Raw genomic sequence first — 14,665 nt, forward strand, 5'->3', positions numbered from 1 at the left:
ACAGCCGAAAATTACTAATTTTTTCTGATTCAAAGTCATCGCTTTGTGTACCAAGCCATTAGCAACAACACCATTTGGTTGTAAGTTTGTAAACCCTGGGGCTGGTTATTGGCTTTTAAATAATCGTCGTAAAACATACTGCTCACTATGCCCACATTACCCCTAAATTTCATCCAGTAAGCACGTTGTGCACGCAGGTCGGCCCGTACTTCTTTTGATATATAGGGCTTCATTTCTTTACTGGCTGTGCTGTCCCTCCGGTATAGCGCATGCATACACTCGTCCAAAGCCATTTGGTAAGCAGAGTATCGCAGCAGGCGGTCCTCAGATCCTATCCCAGCCAAAAAACCGGCGAAATTAGCTTCATCCTCCGGCCCGTAACCCATTTGGTGCGACATTTCATGACAAGCCACAAAAGGCCGCTCAGAAACGGGCATCTGATAATTTATTTGTGCTTCGGTTGTAAAAGGATTGTAATAGCCGGATGTGCCCAGGTAGTTCATGAAAGGAGTCAATAATGACGTTTTTATTCGCGGATGATACGTGCGGAAGCTTGCCGAATCCTTAGATATTTTCTTAATAGCATTAACAGCGGTTTGATAAATAGCAGCATTATTTTGCAACGTGTCAGCACCGGTGATACGTGCACGTGTAGCGTTAGCGCTGTCAATAATAATGCAGGTAACGGTTTGCATATCAGCCACGCTAAAAGTAGTATCGCGCAGGTTAAGACGTTGTGCGGCCGAGGGGCGGAAATAATTCAATCCCCAAAAAAGGTAAAAGACGATCATGCCTGCTTGCACGCCTGCTACAATACCCAATAGCAAATTGGCTACTCGCATAAATTGCTTTTTAAATAGCAGGTAAATAATTTTAAAAAGCAAATAGATAAAAAAGCCAACTACCCCGATGTAAACGATATCGCCAACACTAAACGGAATGATATTTAATATCGGATGCAGCACACGGCATATCCCAACATATAGTCCGTTTGAATAATACTTCTCAACCGTCTGTGGATGTTCTTGAAAGATCCCCAACAAAAACCATACTATCGCCAATATAAAAATGGTGAGTAAGCGTTTTTGTATGGTTTTAAGTTTGATGGGCATACCTAACAAATGTACAAATTAGCGACGGGTTTGAGACGCATTGCTATAGGTGGTAGTAATAAGCACAAAAAATAGCGATGGGGTCCTCTCCCATCGCTATCGTACATCAAATCTTATCCCGGTTTATTTAATACTTACTGGTATTGAGATGGTATCCCAAACCAGTTCGAACCCTTTTGAGGAAATTACATATTTAAGACGCTCGGCCATAGGAGCGCTTTTAGTTTTAACAGTTACGGCTATAACGTCTTTAGTTGGATCTTCGTTGGCTATCCCACCGCCTTTTATACCCCATTGGCCAACCTGCGAGTTAAATGTAACAACCGCGTCTTTATCGGTTAGTGTTACAAATACAGAGTACGAACCGGCAGGCAGTTTTTTACCTTCAACAGTTATTTCTTTGTCAGTGGTAAATTTTGTAGCCTCGTTAGCACCGGCCCTCCACATCTTTCCGTAAGGAACCAACTCTCCGTAAATTTTACGTCCTTTTGCCGCAGGTGATCCATAGTCGATGGTGATGTTTGCACCGTTAATGCTTCCGGTCACAGTCTCGCGTGGACTAGCCGGCACTTTACCACCTTGTGCCATGGCTGTGGCCGATATTAAAAACGCGATTACAAATGTCGCTATCGCTTTAAATTGAAATGCTTTTTTCATGTTTTAGTTGGTATTGATTTACAACATAAAGATAGGCTGATTTTTGAATGCTGCAAGACCAATAAAAAATCTATTTTTTATACCTGTTAAAACTTGGTTTACTTTTTGATGTTATAACATCGTACTCACCTTGCAGTTAGGAATTGACTGCGGGTTTCATAGCCCAAGGTTAAACAATTGTTGTGAGTTGGCCCTTGTCTTTCAAAAGATGAGGGTTTTTTTGTGCCCTAAAATCAGCTTCAAAACCCGTATTATTGCAGCAATGAAGAAAACCGACAAGCCGATATACCTGTTATTGTTTGTGGTAGCTTTTGCTGTTAATATGGCCGGCATCAATGTGAATTTCTTTACAGACGATCCGGGCTTGTATGCTGCAATAGCCAAAAACATGATCTACAAAAAGGACATATTGCAGCTGTTTACCCACGGGCAAGATTGGCTCGATAAACCTCACTTTCCATTTTGGATGGCGGCACTTAGCTTTAAATTATTCGGCATAAGTGTTTGGGCCTATCGCCTGCCTGCCTTGTTGTTCTTTTTAATCAGTGCCAGATACACCTACCTTTTCGCCCGTAAATATTATGACTGGGAAGTATCAGCAGTAGCGGTACTGATATTGATGACTTCGCAATATGTATTGATGGCCAATACAGACGTACGCGCCGAACCTTACCTTATGGGCCTTATTATCGGCAGTATTTACCACATAGCCGGTTTAGAGGAACGCTTTAACTATAAGGACCTATTGCTGGCTGCCCTGCTCACTGCCTGCGCTATCATGACCAAAGGCATATTTGTTATTGTGCCGATATATGGTGCTTTGCTGGGGCAATTGCTATTTAAGAAGAGGTTTGTTACTGTATTTAGTCCCCGCTTTATAGGCTTGTACTTGCTGACATTGTTATTTACCCTGCCCGAAATTTATGCGCTTTATGTGCAGTTCGATTTGCACCCGGAGAAGACCGTTTTTGACAAGCAAAATGTATCAGGCATTAAATGGTTTCTGTGGGACAGCCAGTTTGGGCGTTTTGTTAACACGGGGCCAATTGCCCGCAAAGGCGGCGACCCATCGTTTTACCTGCATACGCTACTATGGGCTTTTGGCCCGTGGTGCTTGATGTTTTATTACGCCGTTTACAAAAGTGGCCGTAAGATTTACAATAAGGTACAGTTACCTGAATACTACACCATTTCGGGCGGCTTGCTATTGTTGGTGTTATTTTCCCTGTCGGGCTTTCAACTGCCCTTTTATACCAATATTATCTTTCCGCTTTTTGCCATTGTTACCGCGCCCTATTGCTATAAGCAACTATCGGTACGCGGCAACAAATTCAGGCTGATAAACCAGTGGGCTTATATTGTTTTGTTTACGGTACTATGTTTTACTGTCAATTTACTACTAAAACCTGCTAATTGGTGGTTGTTTTACCTGGATTGCGCTGGGTTTTTCCTACTAATTACCCTTATAAACAAACAAATTAAAGACCTCCATCGTAAAGCATTTTTTATTAATTGCGCTGCCGCCCTTTTTGCCAATTTGTACCTGGTCACGGCACTGTATCCTATCATAGCTTCATACAACGGGCAGATAGCTGCGGCAAAGTTTATCAACCAAAATCAGTATGCCGACTACCGTATATATGCAGCGCGGCTAGAGAACAATACCTTTCAATTTGAATGCAATAAACCCGTTGATTATTGGCCAATAAAGCAATTTACCAGCTATAATAGCAATGAAAAAGCGGTCTTTTTTGTAACCCAATTTTCATTAAACCACCTTATTAATAACCATATACCGTACAAAATATTAGGCGCTTTTGAAAACTATTCGCAAGAGCGGATATTGCCAAAATTCATCAATGCAGACACCCGGCCGCAATTGCTGGACAAGGTGTATTTGATAACACGGTAGGCATTTGCGCTGTTTTTTGTAATTTTGCCCAAATTTAAATTTAATGTCTGACAAGAAAAAAGCTGTTTTTTTGGATCGCGATGGTGTTTTAAACCGTGAAATGGGCGATTACGTGTGCAAAGTGGAAGATTTCCATATCCTTGACAATTTTGACGCGCTTAAGACCTTGCAAGACAGAGGTTATTTGCTACTGGTAGCCACCAACCAGGGCGGTCTTGCAAAAGGCTGGTATACTGAAGATGAATTGGGCAAAATGCACAAGCTACTAAAGGAAACTTATCACCAGCACGGCGTTGAGCTTACAGACTTTTTTTACTGCCCGCACCACCCCAACTTCACCGGCGACTGCGATTGCCGCAAACCCAAACCGGGCCTGCTGTTGCAAGGCATAGCTAAATATAACATCGACCCATCAAAATCATACTTTATTGGCGACCGAGAGCGCGATGTGGAGGCAGGCACTACCGCCGGCGTTAAAGGAATTTTGATTGACAGCGACCAGCCGATAAGTACGGTGCTGAATATGATCGACTAATATCAAGGTGGTCATCTTTATATCTAGTGTATGAAAACAGCCGCTTACTTAAAACATATCGACACCCTAATAGCCGCCATCCTTGGCGCTATTGCTGTCTATATGTTGACTAAGTATAGCGGCGTGGGTATCTCTCCGGATTCTATCATGTATGCTAGTACGGCAACCAATATGCAGGCGCATGGTTCATTGCTTACTTATAACGATACGCCACTGGTATTCTTTCCGGTTTTTTATCCGTTCTTCTTAGCTGTTGTTCAGTTTATTTCCGGTGTCGATCCATTTGCTGCCGGGTCGATAATAAACATGGCATTATTTGCGTCGGTAATTTTGGTGAGCGGTTATATTTTAGAGCGATATCTTGTTAAGCCGAGGATTTATAAATGGTTGATATTGATAGCGGTTGTGCTTAGTCCCGCCTTGTTACAGATTTACAGCCTTTTATGGTCTGAAACCTTGTTTATACTTGAGGTGATGATATTTCTGTTGGCGTATCAGCGGTATAATCAGAGACAGTCCACGGGCAGATTAGTGGTTATTACAATTATTGCAGCCATAGCCTGCATTACACGCTATGCAGGTATTACGTTAATTGGCGCTGGTGGTTTGCTGCTTATATTGGACAATCGGCTTATCATTCGCTATAAAATAAAGCACCTCCTCGTTTTCGGTTTTGGCTCAGTTAGTTTGCTAATCGCCAATCTTATCGTAAATAGTATTAACACAGGTTTAAGCACCGGCAAGCGCCTACCTTCTATTACCTCACTTACCGAAAATTTACATTACGCCGGCGTAATGTTTTGCCACTGGCTGGGATTTAAAGAAAGCTTAGACCATTTCGCCATAATCGTTGCAGCATTGCTCCTTCTATCGCTCGCGGGTTTATTAATTTGCAAGTTCGTTAAAAGTAAGATCTGCAACAGCGAAACCATCATTATAGCGTTTGCATTTACCTATGGCATGTTTATGATATTACTGGCTACCTTTTCGCGCTTTGAGCGCTTAGATAGCCGGTTGTTGTCACCTATGTTTATTCCGCTGCTGATAGGCATTACGGCTTGGGTGCCCGATGCTATACAGCATATTCAATCAAAGACGATCAAATATGCTGTATCGGGCATAGGGATTCTTTTGATGCTGGCATTCAACTCCAATATCTTAAAAACAGACCTGCAACGCTACGATGATGAAAAGGATTATGGCGTACCCGGTTATGCTGATGATGACTGGAACAAATCGCCATTCGCGGCATTCTTAAGATCAAACAAAAACCTGCTGAAAACCGGCGTGCCTGTCTACACCAATGCAGATGAAGCCTTTTACCTGTTCACCGGCAAACCTTCAAAATTACTTCCGCACCGTTATTTCAAGGATGATGTCGCAAAATTCTATGCGACCACGCACTACTATATCATTTGGTTTAAGGCTGCGACTAATGTCGAGCTTATCGAGATCAAAGAAATTCAAAAAGCTCATCAGCTTAACAAACTTCATGACTTTGAAGATGGTGCTATTTATGAGTACGTTCATAAATAATCCGCAACAAATCTCATATCTCACGTCTCAAGTCTGATTTTAGTTTTGATTTTAGTTTTGATTTTAAAATCAACTTTCTATATTTGCTGTTCTTATCTATAGTTTTACTATATAATAAAAATGGGATTCAATAACTTACATCATCTTCATTTGCACCATCACCTTTTGGTGATGAATAGATAATGTATGTTTCTACGCGAAATAACAGCCCCAGTTTATAATTTTTATTATAGTTTCTTAATCTTAATCAGTGAAAACACTTAAAATAGCGATCCAGAAATCGGGTCGGCTCAACGAAAAGTCCGTTGAATTGCTAAAAAATTGCGGCCTAAATTTTGAAAATTACAAAAGCTCGCTTATCTCTCCTGTGTCAAACTTCCCGCTTGAAATCCTTTTTTTGCGCGATGATGATATCCCTGAATATGTGCAAGACGGCATTGCCGATTTAGGCATAGTTGGCGAAAACGTGATTGAAGAAACCGAGGTTTCTGTTAGCTATCTTCAAAAATTAGGTTTCGGTAAATGCTCGCTTAAAATAGCTATTACCAATAACAGTGATATTACTGACCTGAAGCATCTGGAAGGCAGGGCAATAGCCACGACCTATCCGGTGATACTAGGTAAGTTTCTGCAAAAACAAAATATACATTCTGACATTCGCACTATTTCAGGTTCAGTTGAGATTTCTCCGGGCTTAGGTTTAAGCGATGCGATATGTGACCTGGTATCAACCGGTGGCACTTTGAAAAGCAATGGCTTAAAACCATTTGCCGATGTAATGACATCAGAAGCGGTATTGATTGGCTCAAAAGGCAGCGAAAATAATGATTTAGTACAAGAGTTGATGCAACGCATACAATCTGTACTACGCGCTAAAGAAACCAAATACGTGGTCTTAAATGTACTGAAAGACAACCTTACGGCAGTGCTTGCATTGCTCCCTGGCGTAAAAAGCCCGTCCGTATTACCCCTGGCTGAAGAAGGCTGGGTTGCCGTTCATACAGTAATCCCCGAGCGTGATTTTTGGGATCGTATTAGCCAGCTAAAACAGGCCGGCGCACAGGGCATTGTGGTAATGCCTATTGAGAAGATTATTTTATAGTGGGCAGTTTGCTGTAGGCGGTTGCAATACATGCGGCTGGCAAATGCAAACTGAAAATTGCCAACTGAAAATGAAGACATACAATTATTCAGATCTATCCAAAGACGATATCATTAAATTGGTGCAACGCAATGTTGACCCGGCTAACGAAATACGTGCTATTGTTGAAGAGGTACTTAGTACTGTGCAACAAAACGGCGATCGCGCTTTGTTTGATTATGCATCAAAGTTTGATAAAGTAATACTTGATAAACTTTATTTAGACAAAGCCGAGCTGGAAGAACTTGCATCGAACGTTTCAACTGACCAAAAAGCGGCTTTAGATACTGCTTACAATAACATTTATAAATTCCATTTAACCCAGTTAAAAACTGAGGATAAGGTAGAAACTATGCCCGGCGTTACCTGCTGGCGCGAGTTAAGGCCAATTGAAAAAGTTGGCTTGTACATCCCCGGTGGCACAGCTGTTTTGCCGAGTACGTTTTTAATGCTGGGCATACCGGCACGCATTGCCGGTTGCCATGAAATTGTGGTTTGCTCGCCACCGCAAAAAAGCGGTAAGGTTAACGCGTTTATTGCCTATGTAGCATTGCTGTTGGGTATTGATAAGATATACATGGCTGGTGGCGCGCAGGCTGTTGCCGCTATGGCATATGGCACAGAAACCATTAGTAAGGTTGATAAGATATTTGGCCCGGGTAACCAATTTGTAACCAAAGCTAAAACCATTGTACAAAGCACCACCACTACCGCAATTGATATGCCTGCGGGCCCGTCAGAAGTATTGGTAATTGCTGATGAAACAGCACAGCCGGAGTTTATTGCTGCGGATTTGTTAGCACAAGCAGAGCACGGTATTGATAGCCAGGCGGTTTTGGTTACCACATCAACACACATAGCAGAAGTTACTTTGGCTGAAGTTGAAAGGCAAGCAGCTGTACTACCCCGTGCTGAAATCGTCCAGCAAGCACTCTATAATTCGTACGTAGTTATTACCAATACGTTAAGCGAAGCTATGAATTTCAGCAACGTTTACGCACCTGAACATTTAATATTAGCGACCGACAACTGGCAAGAGATTACCGGGGAAATAATTAACGCAGGCTCGGTATTCCTGGGTAATTTAACCCCTGAGAGCGTCGGCGATTACGCGTCAGGAACAAATCATACATTACCAACCAGCTCGTATGCCAGGGCTTACTCGGGCGTATCAGTTGATTCGTTTGTGAAGAAGATCACTTTTCAGCATATCTCGCCCGAGGGTATCAAGAACATCGGGCCCTCGGTAGAGATACTGGCAGAGTTAGAAGGTTTGCACGCGCATAAAAATGCGGTGTCTGTTAGGATGAAATAATTTAATAAACACTTTGCCATTCTGAGCAAAGCGAAGAATCTCAGAACTGTGCTTGTGGCGCTTGGCAGATGCTTCGTTCCTCAGCATGACAATAGACGACACGACAATGTTTGATATTAATAATATACTTAGAGAAAATATAAAAAACCTCACCCCCTACTCCTCAGCTCGCGATGAATTTAAGGGTGAGGCCAGCGTATACCTGGATGCTAATGAAAACGCGTTCGGTTCGCCGTTGGATGAACAATATAACCGTTACCCCGATCCCTTACAATACAAAGTAAAAATGCGCCTGAGCGAGATCAAAGGCGTTCCGGCTCGTAACATATTTGTTGGTAATGGTAGTGACGAGGCCATCGATGTGCTGTTCCGCAGCTTTTGTAACCCCGGTGTAGATAATGTGATACTAGTGCCGCCAACTTATGGCATGTACGAGGTATCGGCCAATATTAATGACATCAATACTAAAAAGGTATTGTTAACCGACGAGTTTCAGCTAAATCTTGAAGGGATTGCCGACGCTATAGATAAAAACACCAAATTAATCTTTATCTGCTCGCCTAACAACCCTACAGGTAACTCTATCAACAGGGAGGATGTAGAAACCTTATTGAACAATTTCCAGGGCATTGTGGTGGTTGATGAAGCTTATATCAATTTCAGTCGCCAAAAAAGCTTTATACAAGAGCTCACAGAATATTCAAACCTGGTAGTGCTGCAAACGCTTTCAAAAGCATGGGGACTAGCAGGTTTACGTGTGGGCATGGCTTACGCAAGCGAAGAAATTATTGAGGTAATGAACAAAGTTAAACCGCCCTATAATGTCAACGAATCATCGCAGCAACTGGCGCTTAAGGCGTTGTCAAATATTGAGCAAGTAAATGGCTGGATAAAAGAAACTTTAGCGCAGCGCGACAAGCTTGTGCTTGCATTGAAAGATCTTGATTTTGTGCAGGATATTTATCCAAGCGACGCTAACTTTATCCTGGTTAAAACGGTGGATCCTAAAGGTATTTACAACTTTTTGGTGCAAGCTGGTATTATAGTGCGCGACCGCTCAAAAGTTGAGCTTTGCGAGGGTTGTTTACGCATCACAATAGGTACGCCCGCCGAAAATGAAAAGTTAATTGAAACTATAAGAAACTTCAGATGAGTAATCTACAGAAACTACTTTTTGTTGACCGCGACGGCACCATGATAAAGGAGCCGGCTGATGAGCAGATAGACTCGTTTGAAAAACTGGAGTTTTATCCGGGCGCTATTGAATACCTCTCAAAAATCGCTACTGAGCTGGATTATGAGCTGGTGATGATCACCAACCAGGATGGTTTAGGTAGCGATGGATACCCGGATTCTATATTTTTTCCGGTGCATAATTTTGTACTGAAAACTTTTGCTAACGAGGGCGTAAACTTTTCGGCAGTATATATTGACCGTACCTGGCCGGCAGAGAATGCCCCTACCCGGAAACCGGGCACCGCATTACTTACAAAATACTTTGATACTGAAAAGTACGACCTGGCTAACTCTTTCACTATCGGCGATCGTCGTAACGACGTTTTGCTGGCTAAAAACTTAGGTGCAAAAGCCATTTGGTTAAATAATCAATCAAACCTGGGTGGTAGCGAAGTACAAAACAATGCCGACATTGAGGGAGTAGTTGCCATAGAGACCACCGACTGGAAAAAGGTATATGAGTTTTTAAAATTGGGGGAGCGGGTTTTTGAAAACAAGCGCACTACTAAAGAAACAGACATCTATGTAAAAATAAACCTTGATGGTACCGGCGAAGCGAAAATATCAACTGGCCTGCATTTTTTTGACCACATGCTTGATCAGATTGCGCGCCACGGCAGTATCGACTTAGAAATTACCGCTAAAGGCGATCTGCATATTGATGAGCATCATACTATTGAAGATACCGGTATTGCACTTGGCGAGGTTTTTGACGCCGCCTTAGGCAATAAAAAAGGTATTGAGCGTTATGGTTTCTGCCTGCCAATGGATGACTGCCTGGCGCAGGCCGCTATTGATTTTGGCGGCCGCAGCTGGCTGGTTTGGGAAGCGGATTTTAAACGCGAAAAGGTTGGCGATATGCCTACAGAAATGTTTTATCACTTTTTTAAGTCGTTTAGCGACGCTTCAAAAAGCAATTTGAATATTAAGGCCGAGGGGCAAAACGAGCATCATAAAATTGAGGCCATATTTAAAGCCTTCGCTAAGGCAATAAAAATGTCCGTTAAGCGTGATGTAAATAAGATGGTTTTACCATCAACTAAAGGTATGTTATAGCGTCAAGGGTCAAAAACATGATTGGAATAATTAGATACGGCGCTGGCAATATTTTCTCGCTTACTGCGGCATTAGAACGATTGGATATTTCGTACGGAATGGTTCATTCAGAGGCTGATTTGGGGCAGTTTGACCGATATATCATTCCGGGTGTGGGCCATGCGGGCGCTGCTATGGATAAACTCCAAAAATCGGGCTTAGTACCTTCTATAAAAGCACAACAGAAACCAACTTTGGGAATTTGTGTGGGTATGCAGTTACTTACTGCTTACTCAGAAGAGGGCGATGCAAACATGCTTGGCCTTTTCCCGGTGAAGACCTTGAAATTTGCCGGAAGCCCTGATCATAAGGTACCACATACTGGCTGGAACAAGGTTTTCGCCGAGCGTGACAACCCACTTTTTAAAGATATACCGGCTGGTTCACACTTTTACTTTGTACATTCATACTTTATTGAGTATGACGATGTTTATACATTAGCTGCCACAGATTACGGCATAAAATTTTCGGCATCAATTTGGCGTGATAATTTTTATGGGGTGCAATTTCACCCTGAAAAGTCTGGCCAATATGGCGAAACACTATTAAAAAATTTTTCAAAAATATAAGACATGTATATTATTCCTGCGATTGATATTTTGGATAAGAAGGTTGTGCGCTTGCGCGAGGGCGACTACGAGCAAGTAACTAACTATGACGTTACGCTGGAGGAGATGATAGAAAAATATCAGTCAAACGGTACAGATCTCATACATATTATTGATTTAAACGGCGCTAAAAACGACTTCTCAAATCAGGAGTATTTGTTTGAAGTTATCCGCAAAACCGACATGAAAGTGCAGTATGGCGGCGGTATCCGTAGTATAGACAAGGTTAAAGAACTGGTAGCTGCAGGTGTACACCGGGTTATTGTTGGTACCCAGGCTATTACCAATCCAATGTTTTTAGATGAGTTAAGCAAAGCCCTTTGCGGCCGCGATAAATGCTCTGATAATGTGGTGATAGCTATTGACGTACTTGATGAAGTAATTAAATATTCAGGCTGGATGGAAAGCTCGCCAATTAAACTGATGGACTATGTTGACCGTTGTTTAGCTTTAGGTTTCTTTCGTTTTTTATGTACTGATATTGACAAAGATGGCAAGTTAGGCGGCGCTGGTGTTGATCTGTATGCTAAGTTACTTGACCATTCGCCTTTTATTAAACTAATCGCATCAGGGGGCGTAAGCTCTATGGCCGATGTTGAGGATCTTAATAAATTAAAGGTAGAATCTGTAGTTGTTGGTAAGGCGATTTACGAAGGCCGCATAACCATTGAAGAAGTTAAAAACTGGAATTTAGAAAGCCTGATGTCAATCTAGTGCCCCCTACCCCCTAAAGGGGGAACACAATCATGAAACAGAAAATGTTTTTGGGTGCTGACCGACTAATATTCAAGAATGCCGAAGCACTTAGACGTAATATGACAGAGGCTGAAAATTTACTATGGCAGTATCTCAAAAATAGTCAGCTAGGCGAAAAGTTTAGAAGACAGCATCCAATTAGCATTTACATTGCCGACTTTTATTGTCATAATTATAAGTTAATACTTGAATTAGACGGCAGCGTCCATAACAGACTGGAAATAGTTGCCAACGACATAGAACGTCAAAAATATTAGAAGCTCAAGGAATTAAATTTTTGAGATTTAATAATGAACAAATTTTTAATCAACTTGAACAAGTGTTGACCACTATAAAAAACGAAATAACCAGCTCCCCCTTTAGGGGGCGGGGGGGGCTCGCTAAAAGAATTATCCCCTGCCTCGACGTTAAAGACGGCAGAACCGTAAAAGGCGTAAATTTTGTAGACTTGCGCGACGCCGGCGACCCCGTTGAGCTAGCTTGGAATTACTCAAATCAAGGCGCTGACGAACTTGTGTTTCTGGATATTACAGCCACACACGAGCGTCGTAAAACGATGGTGGAACTTGTTAAATCTATAGCAAGGCAAATCAATATACCGTTTACTATTGGCGGCGGTATTAATGAAATCGCTGACGCTGACGCGCTTTTAAACGCTGGCGCTGATAAGATTTCTATTAACTCTGCAGCAGTACGTAACCCGGCTATAATCGACGAAATGGCCAAGGCCTTTGGTGTTCAGTTTGTTGTGGTAGCTGTTGACACCCGGTTGAACAACGGCAGAAACTTTGTCCATTTAAATGGTGGCCGTATCCCAACAGAAAAAGAAACCTTAGACTGGATTTTAGAAGCCGAGAGCCGCGGCGCGGGCGAGATATTACTTACCTCGATGGACCATGATGGCACTAAAGCAGGTTTTGACAACGGGCTCCTAAAGAAAGTAAATGACGCTGTAAATATTCCAGTAATTGCGTCGGGCGGAGCTGGTTCTGTGCAGCACTTTGTTGACGTGTTTGAGAAAACGAATGTTGATGCAGCACTAGCTGCATCTGTATTTCACTATGGTGAGATATTAATACCTGAGCTTAAAAGCATTTTACGGGGCAGGCACATTGAAGTAAGATAAAAATGAATATGGAATTTAATAAAAGTGATGGCCTGGTGCCGGTAGTAATACAAGACGAGCAAACCCTTGAGGTACTCATGCTTGGCTACATGAACCGCGAAGCTTACGATAAGACAATACAGGAGAACATTGTAACCTTTTTCTCCAGGTCAAAACAACGGTTGTGGACCAAAGGCGAAACCAGTAATAACTTTCTGCACGTTAAAAGCATTCACCTGGACTGCGACAATGATACGCTGCTGATAAAAGTTAAACCTGATGGCCCAACCTGCCACACCGGCGACCGTAATTGCTTTAAAACCAGCTATAATCAAAACTTTATTTTGCAACTGGAGCAAATCATAGCTGATAGGTACGAGAACCCCATTGAAGGATCATACGTTAACAATTTGCAGCAAAAGGGGCTTAATAAAATAGCGCAAAAGGTTGGAGAAGAGGGTGTTGAAACCGTGATAGCTGCACTTGCCGAAACAGAGACAGACCTGATTAACGAAGCATCAGACCTGGTGTTTCACCTGTTGGTTTTATTAAAAGAAAAAGGCCTGACGTTAGATACCATAGCCAAAAATTTGGAAGCCAGGAACAAATAAATAAAGTTTACAGTAAGCAGTTGCAATAAGCACACGCAAATGCAAAATTTAGTAAGCCCATAGCAACTACCGCATGATCACAGTAGAAAAAGCCGCCGAACTTACCGGACACAGTAATCCCATTTTTGCTTTGACGCTATCGCAAAAACCGGGCATTCTGTTTACTGGTGGTAACGACAAAGGCGTGGTGGAGTGGAGTCTTAAAACAAACAGCTTCATTAAGGTTATGTTCCCGGTGATGGCATCTGTATATGCCATCCACTGCCCTGAAGATCATCCGCTAATGTTTACAGGTGTTCGTTCCGGCGAGGTTCTCGTATTCGATTTCAACCAGCAAAAACTATTGGCCGGGCTTCGCCATCATCGCAAACCTGTGTTTGATATCAAGTCGGTTAAAAGCAAAAAAGAGTTACTTGTTGCTTCGGAGGATGGCTGCGTATCTATATGGAATATCGATACTTTACAATTGGTGCACAACCTAAGGGTTTCCGCAGATACGGTGCGCTGCATCTGCATATCGCCGGATGAAAAACAGGTAGCTTTTGGCTGTCGCGATAACACCATTCAAATTTACGACCTGGAAGATTATACCCATATCAAAACCTTGGCAGACCACAGCATGGCGGTATTCTCTTTACAATATTCGCCGGACGGTAGCTATCTTGTTTCCGGCTCCCGTGATGCACAGGTGAAGATCTGGAACACCCAAAACTTTGAATTGATACAAAACATACCGGCACACCTATTCGCCGTAAACCATATCGCCTTTCATCCTAGCCAGCCCTATTTCGCCACAGCCAGCATGGATAAAAGCATAAAACTTTGGGGATCAGACGATTTTAAACTCTACAAAGTTATCAGCCGCGAAAAGGGCTATGACAATCATCGCCTTTCTATCAATAAAATACTTTGGTATAACGGCCAGTTGATCTCTGCCAGCGACGACAAAAAGATAATTTTATGGGACGTCTCATTTTAAAGCGGTGGTAATCAAGCGTTTTGTAAACTGTTGGTGTTCAGTTTCATTCAGTTATCGTTTCACGAAA

14 protein-coding genes and 1 pseudogene are annotated in these 14,665 nt (G+C 42.3%); 13 read left to right on the plus strand and 2 right to left on the minus strand.

Annotated elements, in window-relative coordinates:
* Window positions 1–35 precede the first annotated feature (35 nt).
* Together ACFSYC_RS04360 and ACFSYC_RS04365 are read right to left on the minus strand one after the other, a co-directional pair.
* Window positions 36–1,112: a DUF3810 domain-containing protein gene (locus tag ACFSYC_RS04360; RefSeq protein ID WP_377123917.1), complete on the minus strand. Its 1,077-nt coding sequence runs from the start codon at window positions 1,110–1,112 to the stop codon at window positions 36–38.
* 123 nt (window positions 1,113–1,235) lie between these two features.
* Window positions 1,236–1,769, minus strand: coding sequence for a DUF2911 domain-containing protein (locus ACFSYC_RS04365; RefSeq protein ID WP_377123919.1), 534 nt, complete (start codon window positions 1,767–1,769; stop codon window positions 1,236–1,238).
* Window positions 1,770–2,031: 262 nt separating this feature from the next.
* Between ACFSYC_RS04365 and ACFSYC_RS04370 the strand changes: the two genes are divergently transcribed.
* From ACFSYC_RS04370 to ACFSYC_RS04430, 13 genes and pseudogenes are all read left to right on the plus strand, one after another.
* Window positions 2,032–3,681, plus strand: coding sequence for an ArnT family glycosyltransferase (locus tag ACFSYC_RS04370; RefSeq protein ID WP_377123921.1), 1,650 nt, complete (start codon window positions 2,032–2,034; stop codon window positions 3,679–3,681).
* A gap of 43 nt (window positions 3,682–3,724) precedes the next feature.
* The gene (locus ACFSYC_RS04375; RefSeq protein ID WP_377123923.1) at window positions 3,725–4,216 is read left to right on the plus strand and encodes a D-glycero-alpha-D-manno-heptose-1,7-bisphosphate 7-phosphatase; all 492 of its coding nucleotides are present in this window, start codon (window positions 3,725–3,727) and stop codon (window positions 4,214–4,216) included.
* A 30-nt stretch (window positions 4,217–4,246) separates the two neighbouring features.
* Window positions 4,247–5,752 carry a hypothetical protein gene (locus ACFSYC_RS04380; RefSeq protein WP_377123925.1) on the plus strand — a complete coding sequence of 502 codons (1,506 nt, stop codon included), beginning with the start codon at window positions 4,247–4,249 and terminating at the stop codon, window positions 5,750–5,752.
* A gap of 250 nt (window positions 5,753–6,002) precedes the next feature.
* Window positions 6,003–6,854 (plus strand): ATP phosphoribosyltransferase, encoded by an 852-nt coding sequence (gene hisG / locus ACFSYC_RS04385; RefSeq protein WP_377123927.1) that lies wholly within the window; start codon window positions 6,003–6,005, stop codon window positions 6,852–6,854.
* Window positions 6,855–6,924: 70 nt separating this feature from the next.
* A complete protein-coding gene (hisD, locus tag ACFSYC_RS04390) occupies window positions 6,925–8,208 on the plus strand; it encodes a histidinol dehydrogenase (protein ID WP_377123929.1) in 1,284 nt (427 codons plus the stop codon).
* Between the two features lie 85 nt (window positions 8,209–8,293).
* A complete protein-coding gene (gene hisC, locus ACFSYC_RS04395) occupies window positions 8,294–9,361 on the plus strand; it encodes a histidinol-phosphate transaminase (protein WP_377123931.1) in 1,068 nt (355 codons plus the stop codon).
* The gene (hisB, locus tag ACFSYC_RS04400) at window positions 9,358–10,500 is read left to right on the plus strand and encodes a bifunctional histidinol-phosphatase/imidazoleglycerol-phosphate dehydratase HisB (protein ID WP_377123933.1); all 1,143 of its coding nucleotides are present in this window, start codon (window positions 9,358–9,360) and stop codon (window positions 10,498–10,500) included. Before hisC ends, hisB begins: the two co-directional genes overlap by 4 nt.
* A gap of 17 nt (window positions 10,501–10,517) precedes the next feature.
* Window positions 10,518–11,108, plus strand: coding sequence for an imidazole glycerol phosphate synthase subunit HisH (gene hisH / locus ACFSYC_RS04405; RefSeq protein ID WP_377123935.1), 591 nt, complete (start codon window positions 10,518–10,520; stop codon window positions 11,106–11,108).
* A gap of 3 nt (window positions 11,109–11,111) precedes the next feature.
* Window positions 11,112–11,861, plus strand: coding sequence for a 1-(5-phosphoribosyl)-5-[(5-phosphoribosylamino)methylideneamino]imidazole-4-carboxamide isomerase (locus tag ACFSYC_RS04410; RefSeq protein WP_377123937.1), 750 nt, complete (start codon window positions 11,112–11,114; stop codon window positions 11,859–11,861).
* A 101-nt stretch (window positions 11,862–11,962) separates the two neighbouring features.
* Window positions 11,963–12,189 (plus strand): annotated as a pseudogene (locus ACFSYC_RS04415) (endonuclease domain-containing protein); the annotation flags it as partial.
* A gap of 33 nt (window positions 12,190–12,222) precedes the next feature.
* Window positions 12,223–13,029, plus strand: coding sequence for an imidazole glycerol phosphate synthase subunit HisF (gene hisF, locus ACFSYC_RS04420; RefSeq protein WP_377124092.1), 807 nt, complete (start codon window positions 12,223–12,225; stop codon window positions 13,027–13,029).
* 2 nt (window positions 13,030–13,031) lie between these two features.
* Complete coding sequence (gene hisIE / locus ACFSYC_RS04425; RefSeq protein WP_377123939.1) at window positions 13,032–13,619, plus strand: bifunctional phosphoribosyl-AMP cyclohydrolase/phosphoribosyl-ATP diphosphatase HisIE; 588 nt, start codon at window positions 13,032–13,034, stop codon at window positions 13,617–13,619.
* A gap of 73 nt (window positions 13,620–13,692) precedes the next feature.
* Window positions 13,693–14,598, plus strand: coding sequence for a WD40 repeat domain-containing protein (locus tag ACFSYC_RS04430; protein ID WP_377123941.1), 906 nt, complete (start codon window positions 13,693–13,695; stop codon window positions 14,596–14,598).
* Window positions 14,599–14,665 lie beyond the last annotated feature (67 nt).

The sequence above is a fragment of the Mucilaginibacter antarcticus genome, assembly GCF_042686155.1.
GTDB lineage: Bacteria > Bacteroidota > Bacteroidia > Sphingobacteriales > Sphingobacteriaceae > Mucilaginibacter > Mucilaginibacter antarcticus.